The sequence below is a fragment of the Fructilactobacillus myrtifloralis genome (assembly GCF_024029335.1).
Classification (GTDB): Bacteria; Bacillota; Bacilli; order Lactobacillales; family Lactobacillaceae; genus Fructilactobacillus; species Fructilactobacillus myrtifloralis.
Genome location: NZ_CP097116.1, coordinates 960,111 through 983,145 on the forward strand (window position 1 = coordinate 960,111; position 23,035 = coordinate 983,145).

The window sequence follows — 23,035 nt, forward strand, 5'->3', positions numbered from 1 at the left end:
GGATTCACCCCTTTTTAGGGCAGAGTTTGTGATAAAATAAAGCGTAATAGATCCCCATTGAGTAAAGGAGCAAATGATGAAAAAGGAAAACACAACGCTGGCGTTGCCACCTTTTATGCATAATCGACACCTGCGTAACATCGCCATTTTCATTTCCCTGAACTTGGTCTTGGGTCTGGTAATTGCGTTTGTTTACAACGTGTGGGTTGGGGTAGTTCTCCTGATGCTGGCCTGCGTGGGTCTCTTCTTTGTAAGTAAAGAACTAAACGTGGTCGAACAAAAGGCCAATAATTACATGGACAGCCTCTCGTACCTAATCAAACGGGGGGAACAAGAATCAATGTTGGAAATGCCGTTGGGGGTTTTAATTTTAGATAGCCAACAACGGGTTAGCTGGATTAATCCATATTTGCAACCTTATTTTAAAACGGACCGGGTGGTAGGCAAGCAGCTGGAACAAGTTGCTCCCCACCTCGCGCAGGTGATTCAGACCAACTGGGATCAGGATGATCCGTTTGAAGCCACCTGGAACGGGCGACACTTTAACATTTTGATTCAACGGCAGTACCGGACCATTTACCTTATGGACATCACGCACTACGCTGAGGTGGAAGTGCAGTATGAAAACGAGAAAGTGGCCATTGGGGAGATTTACCTCGATAATTTTGATGAGGTTAGTCAATCTATGTCGGACCAAGAAATTTCAAACTTGCGAAACTACGTCACGAATAAGTTAACCGAATGGGCACAACAGTACGGGATTTATCTCAAACGAATCGATGCCGAGCACTATTCGATTATGATGTACGTGCGCTCGTTAAAGGCCGTTGAAGCCGATAAGTTTAACATTCTCGACACAATCCGGAAGGGAACGGTGCAACAGAACTTCCCGATCACGTTGAGCATTGGGATTGCGTATGGTGATACGGACCTGAACCAACTGGCCGATTTAGCTCAAAATAATTTGGACCTCGCGCTGGGCCGGGGTGGAGATCAAGCCGTGATTAAGTCTAAGGACGGGAAGGCCGTTTTCTTCGGGGGCAAGACAAACCCGATGGAGAAACGGACCCGGGTTCGGGCACGGATGATCACGCACGCCCTAGTGCAATTAATGGGCACGGCCGACCAGATCTTTGTGGACGGACACAAACAGCCCGACATGGATTCTTGGGGGGCAGCCCTAGGGATTCGCCGGATTGCGCAAATGAATGGCAAGAAGTGTTACATTGTCTTTGATGATCAAGATGTACACACAGACATTCGGCGCCTCTTGGATAAAATCAAGGACTACCCAGACATCGAAGCTTCCATCATCAGCACCGATGAGGCGGTTAAATTAACGACAGATGATAGCCTAATGATTATGGTGGACCACTCCAATCCAAAGATTGGCGTCGCCCAGGAGCTGTACCAGAAGCTCGAAAACCGGGTGGTCATCATTGACCACCACCGGCGCGGAGAAGATTTCCCGCCGAATCCGTTGCTGGCGTACGTGGAACCCTACGCTTCGTCTGCGTGTGAATTAATCACGGAAATGTTTGAATACCAGTCGCAGTCTGCTGATCCAATGAACGAGTTGGAAGCAACCGCGATGTTGACCGGGATTGTGGTGGATACCCAATCATTTACGGTTAAAACCGGAACCCGGACGTTTGATGCGGCCAGTTACTTACGGTCGGCGGGCGCCAATGTAGAGGAAATTGCCTCGTTCATGAAGGAAAACGTGAAAAATTACATGGATGAGAACCATCTGATTTCGTTGGTAAAATTTGAAAGTGATCACATTGCCCTAATTACGGCCGAAGACGAGGTAGCGTATGATTCAGTGACCGCGGCGAAGGCAGTGGATTCCTTGCTGTCTGTAGACGGGGTCGAAGCCTCGTTCGTGGTCTTTCGGCGTCAGGATGGCAACGTTGGGATTTCAGCTCGCAGTACGGGGACGATTAACGTCCAATTAATTATGGAGCAACTGGGCGGTGGCGGTCACTTAGGCGCGGGAGCTACCCAGTTGACCGACCAAACCGTTCCAGAAGCTAGTGAATTGTTACAAACGACGATTAAAACCAGTCTCTTAGACAATGCACCGGCAGACGAATAGCATGAACGCAGTAAATTTGTTACATTAGATCAAAAGGAGTGAATGATTATGCAAGTTATTTTTCTAGAAGATGTGCGCGGTAAAGGAAAACGGGGCGAAATCAAACAGGTGCCAGCTGGGTATGCCCAAAACTATTTGATTAAGAACGGCCTCGCTGAACCAGCAACTAAATCATCAGTTAGCCGGGTGAAAGCACAACAAAAACACGCGGCCGAAAATGCCGAAGAAGAATTAGAAGAAGCAAAGCAACAACAAGCCTTTTTGGAAAAGGATGACACGGTAGTGGAACTACGGGCTAAATCCGGCAAAGACGGACGTTTGTTTGGTTCCATTACTAGCAAACAAATTGCGCAGGCATTGGCCACACAATACCAAGTAAAAATTGATAAGCGTAAGATTGAACTCGCTGAACCCATTAAAGCAATGGGTTACACCAACGTCCCCGTAAAGCTGCACCCCAACGTGACGGCTAAAATTCGGGTCCACGTTGCCGAAAAATAAATCAATGCGCTACATTAGAAAAGGGTTAGAGCATGAATAACGATGTGTTAACGGACCACACGCCCCCGCATAGTATTGAAGCGGAAAAGGCGGTCCTGGGTTCACTTTTCTTAGCTCCTTCGTCGTTACCCGAGGCCATGGAAATTTTACAGGCCGCTGATTTTTACAAGCGATCTCATCAATTAATTTACCAAGCAATGGTTGACTTAGCGGATCAGGATGAAGGAATTGATGCCGTAACGGTGACCGACCGATTGAAAAGTCAGGACCAACTAGAAGACGTTGGCGGAGTTTCAGCTATCGTCGAACTCGCAGAATCGGTTCCAACCGCCGCTAACTTGGGATATTACGCCAAAATTGTGAGTAAAAAGGCGGTTCTCCGCCGCCTAATTCAAACGGCGACTAAGATTGCCACTGATGGTTACGATGAGGATGAAGACCTAGACACCCTCTTAGATAACGCAGAACGGGAAATCATGGATGTGTCGGAGGATCGCAATCAGAGTGGGTTTCAACCCATTCGTGATGTCTTGACGCAGGCCTTTGAAAAGATTAACGAGTTGTCTGAAAACGGTGGCGACGATGTGACCGGCCTGCCGACTGGTTACAAAGCCCTGGACCAGATGACCACCGGACTCCATCCGGGCGAATTAGTGATTTTAGCCGCACGGCCCGCGGTGGGGAAAACGGCCTTTGCCCTAAACATTGCCCAAAACGTTGGAACGAAGACCAATAAGACGGTGGCCCTGTTCAGTTTGGAAATGAGTGCCGAATCTCTGGTTAACCGGATGCTATGTGCGGAAGGCAGTATTGATGCGAACCACCTGCGGACGGGGGAACTGAGCTCCGACGAATGGAATAGTTTAACGGTTGCCATGGGAACGTTGTCGAACGCCAAGATTTTTATTGACGATACTCCGGGAGCGCGAATTGCCTCCATCCGGGCGAACTGTCGGCGGTTGAAGAAGGAAGCCGACCGCGATCCTGATGGTGGCTTGGGCTTAATCGTGATTGACTACCTGCAGTTGATTGAAGGAAGTACCCGGGAAAGCCGGCAACAAGAGGTGTCTGAAATCTCACGGCAGTTAAAGAAACTCGCCAATGAGTTGCAGGTGCCAATTATTGCTTTATCACAACTGTCCCGGGGCGTGGAACAACGGCAGGATAAGCGGCCGGTGCTTTCCGATATTCGGGAATCTGGTTCAATCGAACAGGATGCGGACATTGTGGCCTTCTTGTATCGGGATGATTATTACGAGCGCGAAGGTGCAAACGAGGACGAGCAAGGGGCGAATGCCCCAGCTCCCGATGATGATAACGTGGGTGAAGTTGAGATTATCATCGAAAAGAACCGTTCGGGACCCCGTGGAACGGTTAAGCTCTTGTTTGTAAAATCGTTTAATAAGTTTTCTTCAATTTCATATGCACACGAATAACAGGATCCGCTGGGATGCTGTTTTTTTGGTTAATTAATTGACTATTGCAGGTGGCTTCGGTATGATATGGAAGGTCCGCGAATGAAAGAATTTAAATAAAGATTAATGTTCGTGAATAGGAGAGAAAAGCATGGAAGTATTTGATTATAATGACATTCAATTGATCCCCAACAAGTGTATTGTTAACTCACGTAGTGAATGCGATACAACGGTGGAATTTGGGGGACGGCAGTTTAAGCTCCCCGTGGTACCGGCGAACATGCAAACCGTGATTAACGAAGAGTTGGCCGTTTCGTTGGCGCAAAATGGGTATTTTTACGTAATGCACCGGTTTCAACCGGAAGCCCGGCACGATTTTATTAAACGGATGCACGACCAGGATTTATTTGCGTCAATTAGCGTCGGCGTCAAGCCCGCTGAATATGATTTCATTGCGAGCTTAGCGGCTGATGACTTACAACCAGAATACATTACAATCGACATTGCCCACGGCTACTCCGATTCCGTCATTAAAATGATTAAGTACATTAAGGAACAGTTACCTACGGCGTTTGTAATTGCCGGTAACGTGGGGACTCCTGAGGGAGTTCGGGCCTTAGAAAATGCTGGAGCCGATGCCACCAAGGTGGGGGTGGGTCCCGGAAAGGCCTGCATTACGAAGGTGAAGACCGGATTTGGAACCGGGGGCTGGCAGTTGGCAGCCATTCGGTACTGTGCTAAAGCCGCTCAGAAACCAATTGTGGCCGATGGTGGAATTCGGACGGATGGTGACATTGCGAAGTCCTTACGGTTTGGAGCCACGATGTGTATGATTGGCTCGCTGTTTGCGGGGCACCTAGAATCACCCGGAAAAGAAGTTGAAGAAGCTGGCCGGAAGTACAAGGAATACTTTGGGTCGGCGTCTGAATACCAAAAGGGTGCTTACCATAACGTGGAAGGCAAGAAATTGCTGGTGCCGTATAAGGGCAGCATCTACGATACGTTGCAAGAAATGAAGGAAGACTTGCAATCCTCAATCTCTTACGCCGGAGGCCGGGATTTAAAGGCCCTACGAACGGTTGATTACGTAATTGTGAAAGATACGATTTATAACGGTGATTAGATCATGCGATTTGTTTCATGTGAAACATACCTCACCACTAAACTAAAAAGCATCCCAATTCTGGGGTGCTTTTTTTAGCTTAATTTGCAATTTCCGCATTTTTTTTGTATTTTGGAAAGGAAGAGGAGAATCCAAACCAATGAAAAAATCATTAATATACGTTTTACTTTCAACGGTGTTATTTAGTTTAATGGAAATTGCCTTGAAAGCAGCGGGGAACCAATTTAACCCAATTCAGTTGAACCTGATTCGGTTTACCCTTGGGGGCTTGGTGATCCTGCCCTTTGCCGCTGCGCACTTAAAAAAGCAGCACCGGCGCATCCAGCTCGCCGATTGGAAGGTCTTTTCTCTCACCGGTTTTTTGTGTGTCGTCGTTTCTATGACGCTCTACCAACTGGCGATTGAATACGGAGAACCGGCCATTGTCGCCGTTCTGTTTAGTTGTAATCCAGTCTTTGCATTAATCTTTGCGTACCTGATTTTGCATGAGAACGTGTCACGAACGGACATTATTTCGTTGATTCTGTCCGTGATTGGGTTACTGGTAATCGTGGATCCCTTTAAGTTAACGGACCCGCTCGGGATTTTCTTTGCCATCCTGGCGGCCGCAACGTTTGGGTTTTATAGCATCATGTCGCAAGCTGCCTCCCTGCGGGTGGAACTTGACGGGGTCGTGATGACCAGCTTCACCTTTATTGCAGGAGCACTGGAGTTACTGGTGATTATTCTAATCACGAAATTACCGCCAGTAGCGGCAGCCATGCGCTCCGTGAGTTGGTTAAAACCGTTTGCGGCAATTCCCATCCTTACCAACGTGAACCTGCCAAACCTCTGGATCTTACTGTTTGTCGGGGTCGCGGTTACCGGTGGGGGTTTTGCCTTTTACTTCCTCGCTCTACAAGAAGGGGGCGTTACGATGGCCTCACTGGTGTTCTTCTTTAAACCGGTGCTTTCGCCAATCTTCGCCTTCTTCCTAATCGGGGAAAACATTAGCTTGCCAACCATCATCGGGGTTGCCATTATCATCGTTAGTTCGTTGATTACCCTGTACGGATATCGGATTGACGTAAAATCAAGCGAATAAAAAAAAGCGTGTTGCAGTTTTTGCAACACGCTTTTTAGTTAGACCTGAAACAGGATAAAAATGATGGTAGCCACCACGACCGCGAGGGTAATGGCGATGTCATTGCGAATCGTAAGGACAAAGGTTTGTTGCTTACTCTGGACCTGCCAAAACCGGCGGGTGTTCTTAATTACCAACGGAATGGTAACGAAGACTAGGCAGGTTGAAACCGGTAACCAACCAAGGCAGATGGCGGCGAGCAGACACCCATAACCAAGCAGATAGTTGCAGGCGTAAAAACGTAGCGTCCCTTCCTTGCCTAAGTAGCTGACGCTGGTGAACCGGTGGAATTTAACGTCTTCTTCGTAGTCACAGAGGTTATTAGCAAGACTGATGTTCGTAATCGCACAGATCGCGATTCCAGCGACGAGCAGGATTTCTCCCACCAGCGCCCAGTGGTACTGAGCGGGCTGGATGTTGATCAAAACGGTGGCGAGGGTAATGATGTAGCCCATGATGAGCCCAGAGGCGACGTCTCCAGCCGGACCATTTTGGATCGGGTGAGGACCACCGCTATAGAGATAACCAACGGCGGTCCCGAGTAGCCCGAGGCCTAAGATTACAGGACTGGTACGAAGAACTAACCACAGTGCTAATAGCCCCCCAAGGGCGGTTAAGCCATAAATTGCGAGTTTGAGACGGTGGGCTTCCGACTTGTTTTTCACCTTAGCAAAAATGTCATCCGTTTCCGGACTAAGCTGATACTTAAGTGCGTTTTGAAAGTCTTGATAGGTATCAAAGAGATTAACTAAGATCTGCATTAAACAGGTGATGAGAAAGAAAAGCAGGCTGTTTCCCCAGTTGAATTCGTGATCGCGAAAGAGGGCGAAGAGCAGGCCCAAACAAAAGGGAAGGACGGATGCAATTAAAGAATGCACCCGGGTTAAACGCAGTAAGCGGTGCCAGGTTTTCATGGTGATCGTCTCCTTGGTGGCAGTTAGCCAACCGGTATCTGAATTTGGGTACAAAAAAAGAACGACCATCATAGTCGTTCTGTGGGATGGGCAGTCAGGGGATCGAACCCTGGACCCACGGATTAAGAGTCCGTTGCTCTGCCAGCTGAGCTAACTGCCCAAATCAAAAGTACATATATTATATTAGCATAGGCACATTAGTGGTGCAACACTTTTTTCGAAAAAAATCGCAACGGAGTTGGGCCGGCTAGGTTGCAAAGCGGAGCCCGGTCTAGAGGTGTGATATACTAAGTTGTGATTGAGCAATTGAATAAGTCTTGATCAATTCTGGATTGAAACCGAAAAAAACATGGTAGGAGCATTGATAATCATGGCCAAAATATTAGTTGTTGATGACGAAAAACCAATTACAGACATTGAAAAATTTAGTTTAGAAAAAGAAGGATACGAGGTCATCGTCGCCTACGATGGTGAGGAAGCCCTTGCCAAGGTCGAAGACGATCATCCGGATCTAGTGATCTTAGACCTGATGTTGCCGAAAATGGACGGGCTAGAGGTCGCTAAGGAGATTCGCAAGACCCACGACATGCCCATCATCATGGTTACTGCTAAGGACTCGGAGTTAGACAAGGTCCTAGGTTTAGAAATCGGGGCTGATGATTACGTGACGAAACCCTTTTCTAACCGCGAACTGGTTGCCCGCGTGAAGGCCAACTTGCGCCGGCAATCGGTGGCAACGGAAGCCGCGGGTCCCGCAGCGGGAGAAAATCAGGACCTGACGATTGGAAACTTGACCATTCATCCCGATTCCTATTCGGTAACTAAGGACGGGGCGCCGGTTGATTTAACCCACCGGGAGTTTGAACTAATTCACTACCTCGCTCAACACAGTGGTCAGGTGATGACTCGGGAACACCTCTTACAGACGGTGTGGGGTTATGACTACTTTGGTGACGTGCGGACCGTGGACGTGACCGTCCGGCGGTTACGGGAAAAAATTGAGGATGATCCTAGTCATCCGCAGTGGTTGGTAACCCGGCGGGGTGTCGGTTATTACGTCCGCGATACACCGGACGCCCAGTAACTTAAACACTGATACTGAAGGAGCAGCAGAATGGCTCATAAATGGAAGTTCTTTAAATCCATTCACTTTAAAATTGCACTGGTGTTCGTGCTGATGATGCTGCTAACGCTGGAAACCGTGGGTGCCGTGTTTGTGCGGCAGTTGGAGTACCAAAACCTCAACACGTTTAAAGCATCGTTGCAACTGAAACCATACATCAATACGTCGCTAAAAAAGCAACTTGCCAGTCGCAACCAAATTAAGGCAAATAAGCAAATTCAAACGATTCTGCAGGATGCCGATATTAGTAATAACGCGGAGGTCACCGTGGTTGATGCCCGGGGTAACATCCGGGGAACTAACCAAAATAACGAACAGTCGCTGGTCGGACAGAAAAACACCGACGGAGACGTTAAGAGTGCTCTGTACAGTAGTAAGACGATTGAAAAAACGACCTCAAGTAACAATAATCGGTATTACGTGCTGGTAACGCCGCTGATTAACAGCGCTAAAAATCAGAACAACATCGAAGGGGTCGTTTACATTCGGGCGAACCTCAGTCAGGTTTACCACAATATTAATAACATCACGATTATTTACCTGTTTGCCGCGGTGCTTTCGATTATTTTAGGGTTACTATTGACCCTCATTATCTCGCGGGCGATTACGAAACCGATTGACGAATTGAAACGCCAAACCGAACAAATTGCCCGGGGGGATTACTCGGGACACGTCCAGGTCTATGGCAACGATGAATTAGGCCAACTGGCGCACGCCGTTAATAACCTGTCGGTGCAGGTGGAAGAGTCCCAGGAATCGACAGAGTCCGAACGGCGCCGGCTGGATTCTGTGTTGGATAACATGACCGACGGCGTGGTGGCCACCGATCGGCGTGGTCTCGTTACCATCGTTAACGACGAAGCGCTCGAGTTACTGGGCACCACCAAGCAGGCAGTGGTCGGCAAACCGATTCTGCAGGTTTTAAATTTGCAGGATCAGTTTAACTTGCGGGATTTAATTGAAGATCCGGGGCAGGTGTACCTAGACTTTTCGACTCCGGAACGGCGCTTGATTTTATCGGCGCACTTTTCTCTAATTCAACGAAAGTCTGGCTTTATTAATGGGTTGGTTTGCGTGTTCCACGATGTAACCGCCCAACAAAAAATTGATGAGGACCGTCGTCAGTTCGTGTCAAACGTTTCCCACGAACTGCGCACGCCGTTAACCAGTGTGCATTCTTACTTAGAGGCGCTCTCAGACGGGGCCTGGGAAGATCCCGAACTGGCGCCGAAGTTTTTGCACGTGACGCAGGATGAAACAGATCGGATGATTCGGATGATTAATGACTTATTGACGTTGTCACGGATGGATTCTGGAACCCAGAAGTATAACACCGAGCTCGTCAACATCAACAAGTTGTTTAACTACATCTTGGACCGGTTTGATATGATTGTGAAAAACGATGCTGAGAAACACTACCGGATTAAGCGCGAATTTACGCACCAGGACTTATGGGCGGAGGTCGATCCCGACCGCTTCACCCAGGTGCTTGATAACGTGATGAACAACGCGGTGAAGTATTCTCCAGACGGGGGCACGATTACCTGTCGGCTGTATGAGAATCATAATCGGATCGTCTTGAGCATCAGTGACCAAGGCCTCGGGATGCCTCAGAGTGCATTAAAACACATTTTTGACCGGTTCTACCGGGTAGATAAGGCGCGGTCCCGGGCGCAAGGGGGTAGTGGCCTTGGATTAGCGATTTCAAAGGAAATCATCGAATCGTTTGGTGGTGACATTCGGGTAGCAAGTACGGAAGGAAAGGGTTCGACTTTCTATATCTCCCTTCCGTATGAACCAATTGAGGAGGATCTCTGGGATGATGGAGAAGCTTAAACGCTATTTTTTACCAGTTGCGCTGGCAATCGCCGTCCTGATTAGTGTCGGCCTGTCGGTTTCTTTACTGACGAATCCAGCCCGCTTTAGCAGTCGGACGCATCAAAATCGGGCCGTTGCTCTCCATAACGACGCGAACGTGCGTCCGTTACAGGACGTATATTCTCCTCTGCGGGTCATTAAAACGAATCAGCACCACCATCAAACCATGTTGACGTCATCAACCGTCAACCTAGTGGGGACGATTGTAAAACAGCTCCGAGGGACCCAGATGACTGATTTACATCGCATTAGTACCAAGCATGAGCAACGGTATTTTGACGTCTTAAACCAGCCAAATTCAATCATGTTGAATTACAATAACGCCCTCGCGGGACAGATGTTAGGGCAGGTTTTAAAGCAACCACAGCTCTTTTCAAAGCAACTGAAGGTGCAACGGATTGTGATTCCGCTGAATGAGAAGGGGAAAATTTACTTTTTAACCGATCAGAACTATCAAGTGTACGAGGCCTCCGTGCAGCAGCTGAACCTTGCTCACCTAAAACGGACGTTGCGACACGACGTAGCTAGTAATCGGGTTGAAATCCGGGCCCTTAACAACAAACCGTTCTTATACTTCCCACACGCCGTCCAGCTCAAAGACTACGGGTACATGTTGCAGGAACAATCCCAGTCCACCTATTTGAGTCGGATCATTGGCAATAGTACCGATACGACCGTCAAACACCATCAGGGGGAAACGACCTACGCTTCTGCGAACCAGGAGTTGACCTTTTCGGCCAATGACGACGTGACCTACAATAACTTTCGGCCCCAAAAAACGGTTAAAACGGAGGAGGATGCGCTCAAGGTGGCGTACCAAAACGCGGTTCAACTTGGGGTTCCCCTGGCGTCATCGCAGTTTGATGCCTACCAGGCGCAGAATAAGACGGTCAGCTATCGCTCCTTTATCGATGGCTTCCCAATCTTTGGTAATCAGCAACTGGGTAATTACTCCTATCAGTACGTGAATGGAGCTTCAGAACGTTACCAATTCTCCCTGCGCGATTTTCAAATTCCGGTACCGACTGATGAACAGCAGACCACGCTCCCTAGCAGTAAGACGATGTTAGCCCAACTGGCCCAGGCAAACGTTGATACGAAACGGATTAGTAACGTGCAGATCGGGTACCAAATTGTGCCCAATGACGAGCATAAGTTACTGGTACTGCTGCGGCCCAGCTGGTTTGTAAAGTATAATAATCAGTGGGTTAATTACGTTGACTTGCAACAGGGGAACGTTACTAAGGCCCGAAAGGAGAACTTCTAATGAATTTTAAACGAATTCAAGGAATCTTCTTGATTGCTTTCATTGTGATTGACGTGTTTTTGTTCATGATGACGAAGAATAGTAAGGTTCAGGATGACAGTGCGAACGCTGGCAATGTGAACACCACGATTATCAAAGACATGAAACGGGACAACATTACGGTGGGCCCCTTGAGTACTGCTAAGCACACGGGCTACTATTTGTCGGCTGAACCACAAACGGACTTGGGGAATCGGTTGGCAACGTTAAAGGATCAGAACGCGCGCAGTGAGAACGGAGCGATCATTAGCGATTTGCGGACGCCCGTGAAGGTTTCTGCAACGCATCCGGAGCGGACGATTACCAAGTTGCTGCGGGAGCGATCCGGGTTTGTGCTGGATGCGAAGCAGTATCGGTATGATCCGGATTTGTCCACCCGGACCAAGGTGGTTTATGCCCAACAAAGTCCAGTGGGACCCTTCTTCTCTTCGAACGCGCAACTGACGTTTAGCGTTGCGAACCAACGAGTGATTGGCTATACCCAACGCGAACTTGGAAACGTCAAGATTCTGCATGATAAAGCGGACCTCATTACGGAGGAACGGGCGGTGATTAGTTTGTATCAATATAACGAGTTACCGAATAACGCCAAGATTTTGTGGAAAAAGTTAGCGTATACTCGCTTCTTGGAATTAAGTGGTAAGGAAGTTTATATTCCGACCTGGGTCATCGCGATGAACACGAAGTCGAATCCGAAGGTACAAATTAAACGGATTAATGCCTTAAACGGGGCCTCGTTTAATACGGAAAAGGTGCAAGAACAACCAAACGGAACTGCGAAAGTGGAAAGCGTGAAAAACTAATGAATGATGAGTTTAAAATCAGTGTATTGTCGAGTGGCAGTGGGGGCAATTGCACGTACATTGAAACGCCCCAGCACAAAATTATTCAAGATGCAGGGCTCTCGGGGATTCGGATTAAACGGTTAATGGAAGGCATCGGGAAGGACCTTGCCGATGTCGACACCATGCTCGTTACGCACGAACATACGGACCACGCTAAGGGAGTTGGCATTTTAGCCCGAAAATATGGGATGAACGTGTATGCAAACGAGGCGACCTGGAAGGCGATGGACCAAAAAATCGGCGCGGTTCCGCTGGAGCAAAAGTTTGTGTTTGACCCCAATACCACCGAGTTATGGGGTGATTTGGACGTCGAAAGCTTCACGGTCGCGCATGACGCAGCGCAGGCGCAGTTCTATAACTATCACCATCACGGAAAAAGTTTTGTGATCATCACGGACACCGGCTCAGTTTCTGACCGGGTCGCGGGTTTGATCCGGAATGCGGATGCGTATTTATTTGAGTGCAATTATGATCCAGACATGCTAATGAATGGGGATTATTCGTATTCCACGAAGCTACGAATTAACAGCGACACCGGTCACTTGTCTAACCAGGCTAGTACGGAGATCTTAATGGACGTGATGGGTCCACAAACCAAGCGTATTTTTCTGGCGCACCGGAGTCATCACAATAACACCAAAGCGCTCGCGCGCCTGACCGTGGCGTCGGTCATGAAGAATCATGGATTTGGAGTTGGTCAAGATTTTGAACTCTTTGATACGGACGTCGAACAGCCCTCTCCGTTAATTAAGTTATAGGAAACGACACGGTTCTATTCAGCGATGAACCGTGTTTTTTTAATGGCGGGCAAATTGCTGATTTTGGCTGAGCGGAAATCCGGCTCAAATTTTCAGTAATTCCGAACAAAAAAAGTTCCACAATGCTGAAATGCAAGAAATTATCAAGCGTGCAGCTGGTGGGGGAAATTCCTGTTGATAACTTTGTGGATAAGTTTTCGGTGATGAGCAAAAGCGCGTGCGGATGCGGAATAATCTCCGTGAATAACTTCTTGGAAGTTATCCACAGGGATTGTTAATAACTTTATGGAACATTTTTGTTCGATTTTTAAAGCTGATAATAACGGCGTTTCACGGCCTTTTTCGATGTGTTAACGAACAAATGTTGCTGTGCTAATTGTGGATAACTAAAAAACTTGTTGACAAAGCTGGGAAAAAGACAGGTGGGGAAATTTCCATAAATTGCGGAAAACTAGCCACTGCCTGTGGATAACTTTGTGGATAAACTGTTGAAAGGCTGGTAGTTATGAACATCAAACTGGTAGTAGTTGGAAAACTAAAGGAAAAGTACTTTGCGGCGGCCATTGCTGAGTACCAAAAGCGGTTATCGCGCTTTTGTAAGGTTAAAATGATTGAAGTCCGGGATGAAAAAGCTCCGGAATCATTAAGTTCTGCTGAGATGGAGCAGGTGCAGGCGAAAGAGGGCGACCGAATTCTGGCCAAGGTGAGTGAGCGTGAGTACGTGTTTGCATTGGCGATTAACGGGACCGAACGCACGTCAGAGGCCTTTGCGCAGCAGATTAAAGACCTGACGACGTATGGTCATTCGGACCTGACCTTTATCATTGGCGGTTCACTGGGATTAGCCCCAGCGGTCCTAAAGCGGGCTGACGATCAGCTATCGTTTGGGAAGTTCACCCTTCCTCATCAGTTAATGCGGGTGGTCTTATGTGAACAAATTTATCGGGCCTTCATGATTAATAGCAACAGTCCGTACCACAAATAGGAAAGAAGGAATTACTTTGAAAAGAATGCAACCCCGCATCACAGTTAAATGGTGGTGGTTATTAGTGGTGCTAGTCGTGGGGCTAGTCGCCGTTTTATTGACCCATTACGATGCACCGCTATACAGTCAGACCGTGGCTGAGGTCCAGCAGGTTAAAAACGGTCCGCGGATGAAAACGACGGATGAGTTTCGGAATCAGGATTACCAGCAAAACCAAACGGTGACCCTCAAAATCCTCAATGGGAAAAAACGGGGCCAAACGTTGCGGGTGCAAAATCAATTTTCGCGCTCAAACGCCACCGATCAGGAATATCACCCGGGTCAACAGGTTTTTTTACACCTGGGTGGGAACTCCCAACGCAACCGATCCGGTCTCATTAACGGCTTTAAACGGGATACCGTGGTGGTCTTTTTGGTGTGGTTAACCGTGAGTCTGCTGTTACTCATCCTAAAGTTTCGTGGGTCGATGGCGCTCCTCAGCCTAGTAGTAAATGCCTTGTTGTTCATGGTAGTCGTGGAGTTGGATGTGCATACGGATTGGAATCCCTTCGTGCTGTTTAGTCTCCTTGCGGTGGTGTTTACGATCGTAACGGCCTTGCTAATCTTTGGGCGCTCCAAGGAAACCCTGGTGGCAATTATTGCTACCATTTTGGGGACCGCCGCGGCGTTGCTAATTGCCTGGTTAGTGCTGATGGGAACGCACCAACGGGGCATGAAATTTGAAATGATGGACTACGTGACCCAGCAACGGCTGCCACTCTTTTTTGCAGGGAGTATGATTGGCTCGCTCGGAGCGATCATGGACCTTTCAGCAGACATCACGTCGAGTGTTTTTGCAATCTATCGCGAGCAACCGACCATGCGATTTGCCGAGTTGTTTGCGAATGCCCGTAAGATTGGTCGCTCCATCATGGGTCCCCTGATTAACGTGCTCTTTTTAATCTTTGTGGCTAGTACCTTTCCCATGATGGTACTGTTTTTAAAGAACGGAAATAGTTGGGGCTATTCTTACTCAATGATTATGTCATTAGGAATCGTCCAGAGTTTGATAAGTGGAATTGGAATTGCGCTAACCGTTCCGATTACGGGGTTGTTAGCCGGTGGCATTTGTGAAATGAAGGTGTTCAAATGAGTACGATTAGTGCCCTAGTGTTGGTATTACTGGGAGCGATGTTACTAGCTGGTGGTAAACAGGGGCTAGTTTCGTTTCTCGGGTTGCTGTTTAACTTTGCGGTGGTCTTTTTATCCGTAGTCTTGATTTCCTGGGGGATTCCTTACCTGATTGTGACGTTGTGTAATGCGGTGATTATCCTCGTAGTTTCCATTTACTTTGGTAATCAACAGGGGCGCAATGCTGACATTGCGTTTTTGACGTCCATCATCGTGGTTGGCTTAGTAATTTTATTGATCATTCCGATTGAACACTGGGCCCAGGTGCAGGGTTTTGGAGTCGAAAATACGGAAGACTTGGAAGGACTATCCCTGCAACTAGGGGTCCGGTTTCTAGATGTTTCCTGTGCGATGACGATTTTGAGCTGTCTAGGGGCGGTAGCAGAGGCCGCTGTGGCGGTTGCGACCGGGTTAGTCGAACTGGAGGATCACGATGCCACGATTAGTGACCAGCAGTTGATTCGCACTGGAATGCGCGTTGGCCAAGAAATCGTGGGGACGGCCTTTAATACCCTGTTCTTTGGGTTTTACGGGGAACTTCTAGGCCTCTTTATCTGGTTTGCCCGGTTGCACTACACGCTGGGGATGATTATCAACGACAAAATTTTTGTCGCGGAACTAATCATGACAATCATTTCCGCTATCGGGGTAATCTTGACGATTCCCGTTACGATTGGCGTGGTACTTTACCGCAAACGACACCAGGTTAAGGACTAAGGGTCATCCGGTTGAAGGATTACGCCCGCGGACAGTTTGTGAAGTAAAAAACTAGGGTTAGCGGGAGGATAATTTGTTGTAAGCGTTTTCAAATAGTGCTAAGCTAATAGTAAGAAATGGAGGGAATCCTTATGAAAGATGTAAACAAAGTTCCTGCTGCAGTGGCAATGCTGAAGGTCTTAGAGGCTTACGGTGTGAAAGATGTGTATGGTTACCCAGGTGGGTCCATCAACTCGACGCTGCACGCCCTAGACGTTGAAAAAGAGAACATTAACTACGTTCAGATTCGTCACGAACAGGTGGGTGCGCTCGCAGCGGCCGCTCATGCGAAGCTAACTGGTCACATTGGTGTGGCCTTTGGGTCCGCTGGTCCCGGAGCAGTTAACCTGTTAAACGGATTGTACGATGCAAAGGAAGATAAAGTGCCGGTGTTAGCACTGGTAGGTCAAGTTCCGCATACGAACATGAACTATGACTACTTCCAAGAATTTCCAGAAGTGCCCATGTTTGAAGACGTTTCGGTTTACGATCGAGTAGTAATGAGTCCCGAAAGTTTACCGCACGTGGTAGACCAAGCAATTCACGCGGCCTACGCGCACAAAGGGGTTGCCGTAGTGGTAATTCCAAATGACTTTGGGTTCGCCGAAATTCCGGATGTACGTTACGATTCCGCTTCAGCAACTTACGAGAAACCGGCCCCGCAACCAGTTGCGACTGATGACGAAGTCGCCCAATTCTTAGCCATGGTAAAGGAAGCTAAGCGCCCGGTAATTCACGTTGGTCGCGGAATTAAGGCTGGTGGGGATCAGTTGATTGAACTATCCAAACGGTTACAAATTCCTCTTATTATGGATGGGTTAGCCCAAGGATATGTTAACGAAGCCTACGAAGGGAACCTAGGCACAGCGAACCGAGCTGCTTCGAAGCCAGCGGATGAAATTTTAGCTACTGCTGACCTCGTAATTGCCATTGGTGGTGACTTTGCCTTCGCCCACAGCGTTTACGCTAGTCACGAATTTAAGTACATTCAAGTTGATAATCAGACGGTTCAACTAGGTCGCCACCACGTTCCGGATTTGGCCATCTGGTCAGATGCGACGCAGTTTGTGGAAAAGGCAATTGCGCAGTCAGAAGCAGTTCCAGCGCGGCCGTTCTTTAAGGCCGCCGTTGCGAACATGCAAAACTGGAAGGCTTACATTCAGAAAATGATGGATAGTGACGCCGACAGTTTGAGTCCAGCACAGGTTTACAAGCAAATTAACCGGATTTCAGAACCAGACGCTGTCTACTCCGTTGACGTTGGTGATAACATCATCAGTACCTTTAGATACTTAAACCTCACGGATCGTACAAAGTGGGTCATTTCCGCTCTGTTTGCTACGATGGGTTCCGGAGTTCCCGGAGCCATCGCAGCTAAGTTAGACGAACCGGACAAGCAAGTCTTTAACATTGCCGGAGACGGAGCGCTGTCCATGGTAATGCAAGACTTGGTTACAGAAGTTAAGTACCAGTTACCAATCATTAACATCGTGACCCAAAATGGAGATTTGAGCTTCATTAAAGGGGAGCAAGAAGACCTAGCAATGCCATACTTCGGCCTGGATTTGCAACCCCAAGACTTTGCAATGATTGCCAAGGGAATGGGCTTAGATGCCGTTCGGGTTACGAACTATGTAGAGTTACCGGCGGCCTTTGATCAAGCCGTTGCAGCTGTTAAAGCAGGACGTCCGTTCTTGCTGGATGTAATGATTAACGACCACCGGGCCCTTCCTGTGGAAGACTTAGTGGTTAAGATCCAAGATGGTAAGGTAGTCGAAACGGTTAGCCCGAACTTCCGCAAGGATAAAGGGGACCAACAGCAGTATAGTTTGGCCGACTTCTTTGCGATTTATGATGGTGAAGACTTACAACCACTGCAACACTACTTTGATGAATACCAAGTAGAACTGTAACGTAGATTCGCGAAAAGCACCTCCAACTATGGAGGTGCTTTTTTAGTTAATTTTATCCAATTGATTATTTATACTATAATGAAACAGACAGAGTGGTAAATTAACTTACAAAGAGGGGTTTAGAGTACATGATTTTACAGTTTATTTTCTTATTAGCCGCGGGGATTGTAGCGGGCTTAATGGCCACCATTGCGGGGCTCGCTTCAATCGCATCTTATCCGGCGCTATTATTAGTTGGGATTCCGCCCGTAATTGCGAACGTGACGAATACGGTTTCCCTCATTTTTACCGGGGTGGGCGCCATTCCAGCGTCCCTAAAGGAACTGCACGGTCAGTGGCGCCGGGCGCTTGGGTATACCATCCTAGCGGTGATTGGAAGTGTGAGTGGGAGTGCCCTCCTATTGGTTGCCCCGGCATCGACCTTTGAAAAGGTCGTGCCCTTCTTCATCCTGGTAGCCGGAATTATGTTATTACTTTCCGGTCGGGGGAAGGAACTTAAGGAAGAAGAACGCTTGCAACGAGAAGCAATGCATCCTACCCGCCATAAAGTGCTTACGTTAGCTAGTTACCTAGGGATTGTCCTGGTAGGTGGTTATCTAGGTTACTTTGGAGCTGCCGGTGGGGTAGTGTTATTAGCAATTTTAGCGGTGATTACCCGGGAAAGCTTTGCCAAGTACAATGCCGTCAAAAACGTGATGACGTTTGCTTGTAACATTTGTTCGTCAGCGTACTTTATCATGACCACGACGGTGGCTTGGCATGCCGTTTTACCGTTGGGAATTGGCTTGCTAATCGGAGGTTACTGCGGACCGTTGATTGTGCGGCGTGTCAACATTAAGGTTCTCCGGTTCCTAATTGCGATTGCAGCATTCTTACTCGCTGCGGACCTATTTGTCAAGGCTTATTTTTAAATAAAATCAATGTTAGAATGTGAATAATCTGAATGAGGAGGTTCCCCGATGAAGTTATTTTACTGGCTGCTTTCGATTTACTGGATTATCACGTTGATTTTATTTATGGCATTGCCCGATGGGATGATGATTTCAATGTACATGATGATCTTTGGGATGTTAGCCCACAGCATTGCCTGTGCGTTAGAGCATCGTTAGGGTGTAGCCCACAAAAAAGAACCTTTCCGTTAGAAAGGTTCTTTTTTTATTGGTTAAGGTCATTGCGTGGACCGTTGTTGTTTCATTTCGTAACTAACTACCCAAGTAATCAGCGCCGAACAGAACATGATGATCGCAACGATCAGGTAGGGCAGACTCGGATTTTGATCCATGAGGGTTCCCGCAAAGATGGGGCCGGCGATGTTTCCAATGCTGGTTAGAGACATGTTCACCCCGTTGATCAGCCCCTGATTGTTCTTTCCAAAGCGCGTCAACAATGTGGTAATCGCAGGTCGGAGAACGTCAAAGGCACAGAAGATTAGCAGGGTGGCGACAATCACTTCCACCGCCGTGTGGGCAACGAGGATCCAGAGAATCCCGGCCATGCTGACTAAAAAACAGATGCGCGTTAGGCCAATCTCTCCGACCCAGTTAACCAGGCGGTCAAAGAGGACTACCTGTAAAAAGAGGGAGAAAATTCCATTGAGAATTAACACGAGGGCGATTTGATTGAGTGAGAAGTGGAAGACCTGGTTGACGTAGAGGGTATAGATGCTTTCAAACCCGGCTAACCCAAAGGAGGCCACTAGAATCATGAAAAAGAGGGTAATGATCGACTTATTTAAAAGTTGTTTGAAGCTACCGGTACGGAGGGGCACGCCATCAACCAGCTTGCCGTGGCTGCGTTCTTTGAGGTGGCTGGGCATTCCAAAGATAAAGACTAGGGCTGCCAAGATTCCAGAGACTCCGGCAAACCAGAAGGGCGTCTTATAACTTAAATTGGCAAGGATGCCCCCGATCCCGGGTCCAATGATGAGCCCTCCGCTAAAGGCGGCGGAGATCCAGCCAATTACCCGCGCCCGTTCCCGTTCGCTGGACAAATCAGCCGCAAGGGCCATGGAGGTCGTTCCCACCATTGCTGCGGCCACCCCACCGATTAGCCGGGAAAGGTCAAACCACAACAGTGAGTTGGCGAGAGCAAAGATAAACTGGGAAAAGGCAAAGAGAAACAGACCGACCGTTAAAATTGGCGCCCGGCCAACTCGGTCGGAGAGGCGCCCGACGAGTGGTGAAAAGAGAAATTGGGTAAACGCAAATAGGGACGTCATCATGCCCATTTCTCCCGCCGTTAAATGATATTCATTTTTGATGAAGGGTTCGACCGGAATAACTAAACTCCACCCTAAACAAATAATAAAATTGGCCGCGATAATTATGAAAATCGCGCGTCTGGTTTCCTTACTCATGCTGATTCCTCACTTAGTAAATTGGTTGTTAAAAGTTTATTATACGGCAATTTATGTTAGAAGAGAACTAAAGCGTAGCAAAACAAAATGGTTCCGAATAATCCGAAAATTGTGTACAATTAAGACAATTTATAACGCTAGAATCTTAAAGGAGTGGAAACGATGGCAGGAATTGAACGGTTTTATCCCCTGTTTCAACCGGAACACTATGATTTATTCATTGATGTTAACCGGGAACAGAAAACAATTACGGGAACCACGAAGATTCGTGGGAATGCTAGTCAAGCCAAGATTGCGGTTAACCAAAAGGATTTACAGGTTAGTCAGGTTCGGGCCAACGGCAATCCGGTTCCCTTTACAACTGATGATGAGGCAGAAGCAATCCGCATTGAGTTACCGGCTGCAGGAGCAGTTGAACTCGAACTGGACTACCAAGCCCCGTTGACTGATACCATGATGGGTATTTACCCTTCTTACTATGAAGTAGCGGGAGAAAAGAAGCAGGTGGTTGGAACCCAGTTTGAAACCACGTTTGCCCGGCAGGCCTTTCCTAGTATCGACGAGCCAGAAGCTAAAGCGACGTTTAGTTTGGCACTGAAATTTGACGAACACCCGGGAGAAACGGTGTTGGCCAACATGCCAGAGGAACGGGTTGAAAATGGGGTGCACTACTTTGCCCAGACCCTGAAAATGTCGACCTACTTAGTGGCATTTGCCTTTGGAGATCTCCAGAGTAAGATGACGACCACTAAGAGTGGAGTCGAAGTCGGCGTTTTTGCTACCAAGGCTCACCAACCGAAGGAACTCGACTTTGCCCTAGACATTGCGAAGCGCGCCATCGAGTTTTATGAAGACTTCTACCAAACTCCTTATCCGTTGCCACATTCTTGGCAGCTTGCACTTCCTGACTTTTCGGCTGGGGCAATGGAAAACTGGGGGTTAATTACCTACCGAGAAGCACTGTTATTACTGGATCCTGACAATACCCCGTTAGAAACGAAGGAAGTCGTGGCGACGGTTATTACCCACGAACTGGCTCACCAATGGTTTGGGGACCTAGTGACCATGAAATGGTGGGATGATTTGTGGTTAAACGAAAGTTTTGCCAACATGATGGAATACGTGGCCGTTGATGCCCTTCAGCCCGATTGGCACGTGTGGGAAATGTTTCAGACGTCCGAAGTTCCCATGGCCCTATCACGGGACGCTACGGATGGAGTTCAGTCAGTGCACGTAGCCGTAAATAATCCAGCGGAGATTGACGCGCTCTTTGACGGGGCAATTGTCTACGCCAAGGGAGCTCGGATGTTAGTAATGGTACGGGCCTTGTTAGGGGACGATGCCTTACGGAAGGGGCTGCGCCAGTACTTTGTTGCGCACCAGTATGGAAACGCCGAGGGGAAGGATTTGTGGCAAGCTCTCGGGGATGCTTCTGGTTTAGAGATTGGGAAGATCATGAATTCATGGTTGGAACAACCCGGTTACCCAGTGGTTTCTGCGACCGTGACGGATGATGGCCAGTTAACCTTACGGCAACAACAATTCTTTATCGGAGGCGGAACGGACAAGGGCCGGCAATGGCAGATTCCGTTAGATAGTAACTACGCGGCAGCGCCTCAAATTATGGATAAACCAGAGCTAAAACTTGGTGATTACAAGTCCTTGCGAAAGCAAGCAGGAATCCCGTTCCGAGTAAACGTTGGTAACAACTCCCACGTAGTTGTGCAATATGATCCAGAGTTATTGGCCGACATTCTAGAGGACGTTGAAACGTTAACGCCGATTGATCAACGGCAAATTTTACAGGACCTGCGCCTGTTAGCTAGTGCCCAACGGATTGATTACGCACGGTTAATTCCGTTGCTTCAACAGTTTGCAGAGAGTGAATCGGCGATTGTGAATGCCGAACTCTATGCCGTTGCAAACTCACTGAAGATGTTTGTAACGCCTGGTTCTCCTGCTGAACAAGAGCTACGCGAGTTCTTTGGCAAGTTAGTGCAAGCTAACGTGAACCGGTTAGGGTTACTACCACGAACTGGCGAGTCGAATGATGATCAAAAGGTCCGGCCGATTGTATTTAATGCGGCTCTGTACGCGCAATTACCGGATATCATTGAACAAGCCCACACCATTTTCACTGACCACCACGCGGGCTTGGTTTCTCTGCCAGCGGACGTTCGGGCTTTGATTTTAAAGAATGAAGTGCAAAATTATGGTAGTGCGGACCTCTTTGACCAGTTGTTGACGGATTACACCACAACGAATGACGTTAACTACCGAGAAGATTTAGCAGCTGCAGTTCCTAATGTAGCTGATCCGCAGTTAGCCGAACGGCTCGTTTCGCAATTTAAGAATGCGGATGTCATTAAACCCCAAGATTTACGGGCATGGTACCGTGGCTTACTTGCTAATGAGTTAAACCAACAGGTAGCGTGGGATTGGATTCGGAATAATTGGGATTGGCTCGAAGCAACTGTCGGTGGAGATATGGAATTTGCGACTTTCATTACGGTGACAGCCCGGATTTTCCACACCCCAGAGCGACTAGCAGAATTTAAAGCGTTCTTTGAACCAAAATTGGAAACACCGGGATTAGAACGAGAAATTAAGATGGATACGCGGACAATCTCCGGGAAGGTTGATTTGATTGCCGGGGAACAAGCTGCGGTCTTAAAAGAACTTACGCGCAATGTTTAATGTAATTTAATTAAGGAAAGGACCTGCTTTGCAAGCGGGTCCTTTTTGTTTAGAATCTAGTTAAATAATTTTTT

At 47.9% G+C, this 23,035-nt stretch carries 19 protein-coding genes and 1 tRNA gene; 17 read left to right on the forward strand and 3 right to left on the reverse strand.

Annotation, left to right across the window (positions count from 1 at the left end; genetic code table 11):
• The first annotated feature begins 76 nt into the window (after positions 1 to 76).
• From M3M35_RS04850 to M3M35_RS04870, 5 genes are all read left to right on the forward strand, one after another.
• Positions 77 to 2,098, forward strand: coding sequence for a DHH family phosphoesterase (locus M3M35_RS04850; protein ID WP_252749547.1), 2,022 nt, complete (start codon positions 77 to 79; stop codon positions 2,096 to 2,098).
• A 48-nt stretch (positions 2,099 to 2,146) separates the two neighbouring features.
• Positions 2,147 to 2,599, forward strand: coding sequence for a 50S ribosomal protein L9 (rplI, locus tag M3M35_RS04855; protein WP_252749548.1), 453 nt, complete (start codon positions 2,147 to 2,149; stop codon positions 2,597 to 2,599).
• Between the two features lie 32 nt (positions 2,600 to 2,631).
• Positions 2,632 to 4,035, forward strand: coding sequence for a replicative DNA helicase (gene dnaB / locus M3M35_RS04860; protein ID WP_252749549.1), 1,404 nt, complete (start codon positions 2,632 to 2,634; stop codon positions 4,033 to 4,035).
• A gap of 130 nt (positions 4,036 to 4,165) precedes the next feature.
• A complete protein-coding gene (locus M3M35_RS04865) occupies positions 4,166 to 5,137 on the forward strand; it encodes a GMP reductase (protein WP_252749550.1) in 972 nt (323 codons plus the stop codon).
• 139 nt (positions 5,138 to 5,276) lie between these two features.
• Positions 5,277 to 6,221 (forward strand): DMT family transporter, encoded by a 945-nt coding sequence (locus M3M35_RS04870; RefSeq protein ID WP_252749551.1) that lies wholly within the window; start codon positions 5,277 to 5,279, stop codon positions 6,219 to 6,221.
• Positions 6,222 to 6,259: 38 nt separating this feature from the next.
• On the opposite strand, the gene M3M35_RS04875 is transcribed toward M3M35_RS04870, so the two are convergent.
• Both M3M35_RS04875 and M3M35_RS04880 read right to left on the reverse strand, forming a co-directional pair.
• Positions 6,260 to 7,174, reverse strand: coding sequence for a prenyltransferase (locus M3M35_RS04875; RefSeq protein WP_252749552.1), 915 nt, complete (start codon positions 7,172 to 7,174; stop codon positions 6,260 to 6,262).
• Between the two features lie 87 nt (positions 7,175 to 7,261).
• A tRNA-Lys gene (locus M3M35_RS04880) sits at positions 7,262 to 7,334 on the reverse strand.
• A 210-nt stretch (positions 7,335 to 7,544) separates the two neighbouring features.
• Here M3M35_RS04880 and yycF point away from each other — a divergent pair.
• From yycF to M3M35_RS04935, 11 genes are all read left to right on the forward strand, one after another.
• Positions 7,545 to 8,258, forward strand: coding sequence for a response regulator YycF (yycF, locus tag M3M35_RS04885; RefSeq protein ID WP_252749553.1), 714 nt, complete (start codon positions 7,545 to 7,547; stop codon positions 8,256 to 8,258).
• A gap of 30 nt (positions 8,259 to 8,288) precedes the next feature.
• Complete coding sequence (gene walK, locus M3M35_RS04890) at positions 8,289 to 10,133, forward strand: cell wall metabolism sensor histidine kinase WalK (protein ID WP_252749554.1); 1,845 nt, start codon at positions 8,289 to 8,291, stop codon at positions 10,131 to 10,133.
• Positions 10,117 to 11,442, forward strand: coding sequence for a YycH family regulatory protein (locus M3M35_RS04895; protein WP_252749555.1), 1,326 nt, complete (start codon positions 10,117 to 10,119; stop codon positions 11,440 to 11,442). The genes walK and M3M35_RS04895 overlap by 17 nt, the downstream gene beginning before the upstream one ends.
• Positions 11,442 to 12,284, forward strand: a complete 843-nt coding sequence (locus tag M3M35_RS04900; RefSeq protein ID WP_252749556.1) for a two-component system regulatory protein YycI — start codon at positions 11,442 to 11,444, stop codon at positions 12,282 to 12,284. The genes M3M35_RS04895 and M3M35_RS04900 overlap by 1 nt, the downstream gene beginning before the upstream one ends.
• Complete coding sequence (locus M3M35_RS04905; protein WP_252749557.1) at positions 12,284 to 13,084, forward strand: MBL fold metallo-hydrolase; 801 nt, start codon at positions 12,284 to 12,286, stop codon at positions 13,082 to 13,084. Before M3M35_RS04900 ends, M3M35_RS04905 begins: the two co-directional genes overlap by 1 nt.
• A gap of 505 nt (positions 13,085 to 13,589) precedes the next feature.
• Entirely contained in the window at positions 13,590 to 14,069 is a 480-nt protein-coding gene (gene rlmH, locus M3M35_RS04910; protein ID WP_252749558.1) for a 23S rRNA (pseudouridine(1915)-N(3))-methyltransferase RlmH, read from the forward strand.
• 25 nt (positions 14,070 to 14,094) lie between these two features.
• The gene (locus M3M35_RS04915; protein ID WP_252750700.1) at positions 14,095 to 15,201 is read left to right on the forward strand and encodes a YibE/F family protein; all 1,107 of its coding nucleotides are present in this window, start codon (positions 14,095 to 14,097) and stop codon (positions 15,199 to 15,201) included.
• Positions 15,198 to 15,956, forward strand: a complete 759-nt coding sequence (locus M3M35_RS04920; protein WP_252749559.1) for a YibE/F family protein — start codon at positions 15,198 to 15,200, stop codon at positions 15,954 to 15,956. Before M3M35_RS04915 ends, M3M35_RS04920 begins: the two co-directional genes overlap by 4 nt.
• 131 nt (positions 15,957 to 16,087) lie before the next feature.
• A complete protein-coding gene (spxB, locus tag M3M35_RS04925) occupies positions 16,088 to 17,908 on the forward strand; it encodes a pyruvate oxidase (protein WP_252749560.1) in 1,821 nt (606 codons plus the stop codon).
• Positions 17,909 to 18,036: 128 nt separating this feature from the next.
• The gene (locus M3M35_RS04930; RefSeq protein ID WP_252749561.1) at positions 18,037 to 18,819 is read left to right on the forward strand and encodes a sulfite exporter TauE/SafE family protein; all 783 of its coding nucleotides are present in this window, start codon (positions 18,037 to 18,039) and stop codon (positions 18,817 to 18,819) included.
• Positions 18,820 to 18,867: 48 nt separating this feature from the next.
• On the forward strand, positions 18,868 to 19,017 hold the full coding sequence (locus M3M35_RS04935) for a hypothetical protein (protein ID WP_252749562.1): 150 nt from the start codon (positions 18,868 to 18,870) through the stop codon (positions 19,015 to 19,017).
• A gap of 59 nt (positions 19,018 to 19,076) precedes the next feature.
• Here the strand turns inward: M3M35_RS04935 and M3M35_RS04940 are convergent, their stop codons facing one another.
• Positions 19,077 to 20,264 (reverse strand): MFS transporter, encoded by a 1,188-nt coding sequence (locus tag M3M35_RS04940; protein WP_252749563.1) that lies wholly within the window; start codon positions 20,262 to 20,264, stop codon positions 19,077 to 19,079.
• A 162-nt stretch (positions 20,265 to 20,426) separates the two neighbouring features.
• Here M3M35_RS04940 and M3M35_RS04945 point away from each other — a divergent pair, with 162 nt between their 5' ends.
• Positions 20,427 to 22,961 (forward strand): M1 family metallopeptidase, encoded by a 2,535-nt coding sequence (locus M3M35_RS04945; protein ID WP_252749564.1) that lies wholly within the window; start codon positions 20,427 to 20,429, stop codon positions 22,959 to 22,961.
• Positions 22,962 to 23,035 lie beyond the last annotated feature (74 nt).

Coding starts and splice junctions, on each gene's coding strand:
- M3M35_RS04850 (WP_252749547.1), top strand. CDS start 77: ATGAAAAAGGAAAACACAACGCTGGCGTTGCCACCTTTTATGCATAAT.
- rplI (WP_252749548.1), top strand. CDS start 2,147: ATGCAAGTTATTTTTCTAGAAGATGTGCGCGGTAAAGGAAAACGGGGC.
- dnaB (WP_252749549.1), top strand. CDS start 2,632: ATGAATAACGATGTGTTAACGGACCACACGCCCCCGCATAGTATTGAA.
- M3M35_RS04865 (WP_252749550.1), top strand. CDS start 4,166: ATGGAAGTATTTGATTATAATGACATTCAATTGATCCCCAACAAGTGT.
- M3M35_RS04870 (WP_252749551.1), top strand. CDS start 5,277: ATGAAAAAATCATTAATATACGTTTTACTTTCAACGGTGTTATTTAGT.
- M3M35_RS04875 (WP_252749552.1), bottom strand. CDS start 7,174: ATGAAAACCTGGCACCGCTTACTGCGTTTAACCCGGGTGCATTCTTTA.
- yycF (WP_252749553.1), top strand. CDS start 7,545: ATGGCCAAAATATTAGTTGTTGATGACGAAAAACCAATTACAGACATT.
- walK (WP_252749554.1), top strand. CDS start 8,289: ATGGCTCATAAATGGAAGTTCTTTAAATCCATTCACTTTAAAATTGCA.
- M3M35_RS04895 (WP_252749555.1), top strand. CDS start 10,117: ATGATGGAGAAGCTTAAACGCTATTTTTTACCAGTTGCGCTGGCAATC.
- M3M35_RS04900 (WP_252749556.1), top strand. CDS start 11,442: ATGAATTTTAAACGAATTCAAGGAATCTTCTTGATTGCTTTCATTGTG.
- M3M35_RS04905 (WP_252749557.1), top strand. CDS start 12,284: ATGAATGATGAGTTTAAAATCAGTGTATTGTCGAGTGGCAGTGGGGGC.
- rlmH (WP_252749558.1), top strand. CDS start 13,590: ATGAACATCAAACTGGTAGTAGTTGGAAAACTAAAGGAAAAGTACTTT.
- M3M35_RS04915 (WP_252750700.1), top strand. CDS start 14,095: ATGCAACCCCGCATCACAGTTAAATGGTGGTGGTTATTAGTGGTGCTA.
- M3M35_RS04920 (WP_252749559.1), top strand. CDS start 15,198: ATGAGTACGATTAGTGCCCTAGTGTTGGTATTACTGGGAGCGATGTTA.
- spxB (WP_252749560.1), top strand. CDS start 16,088: ATGAAAGATGTAAACAAAGTTCCTGCTGCAGTGGCAATGCTGAAGGTC.
- M3M35_RS04930 (WP_252749561.1), top strand. CDS start 18,037: ATGATTTTACAGTTTATTTTCTTATTAGCCGCGGGGATTGTAGCGGGC.
- M3M35_RS04935 (WP_252749562.1), top strand. CDS start 18,868: ATGAAGTTATTTTACTGGCTGCTTTCGATTTACTGGATTATCACGTTG.
- M3M35_RS04940 (WP_252749563.1), bottom strand. CDS start 20,264: ATGAGTAAGGAAACCAGACGCGCGATTTTCATAATTATCGCGGCCAAT.
- M3M35_RS04945 (WP_252749564.1), top strand. CDS start 20,427: ATGGCAGGAATTGAACGGTTTTATCCCCTGTTTCAACCGGAACACTAT.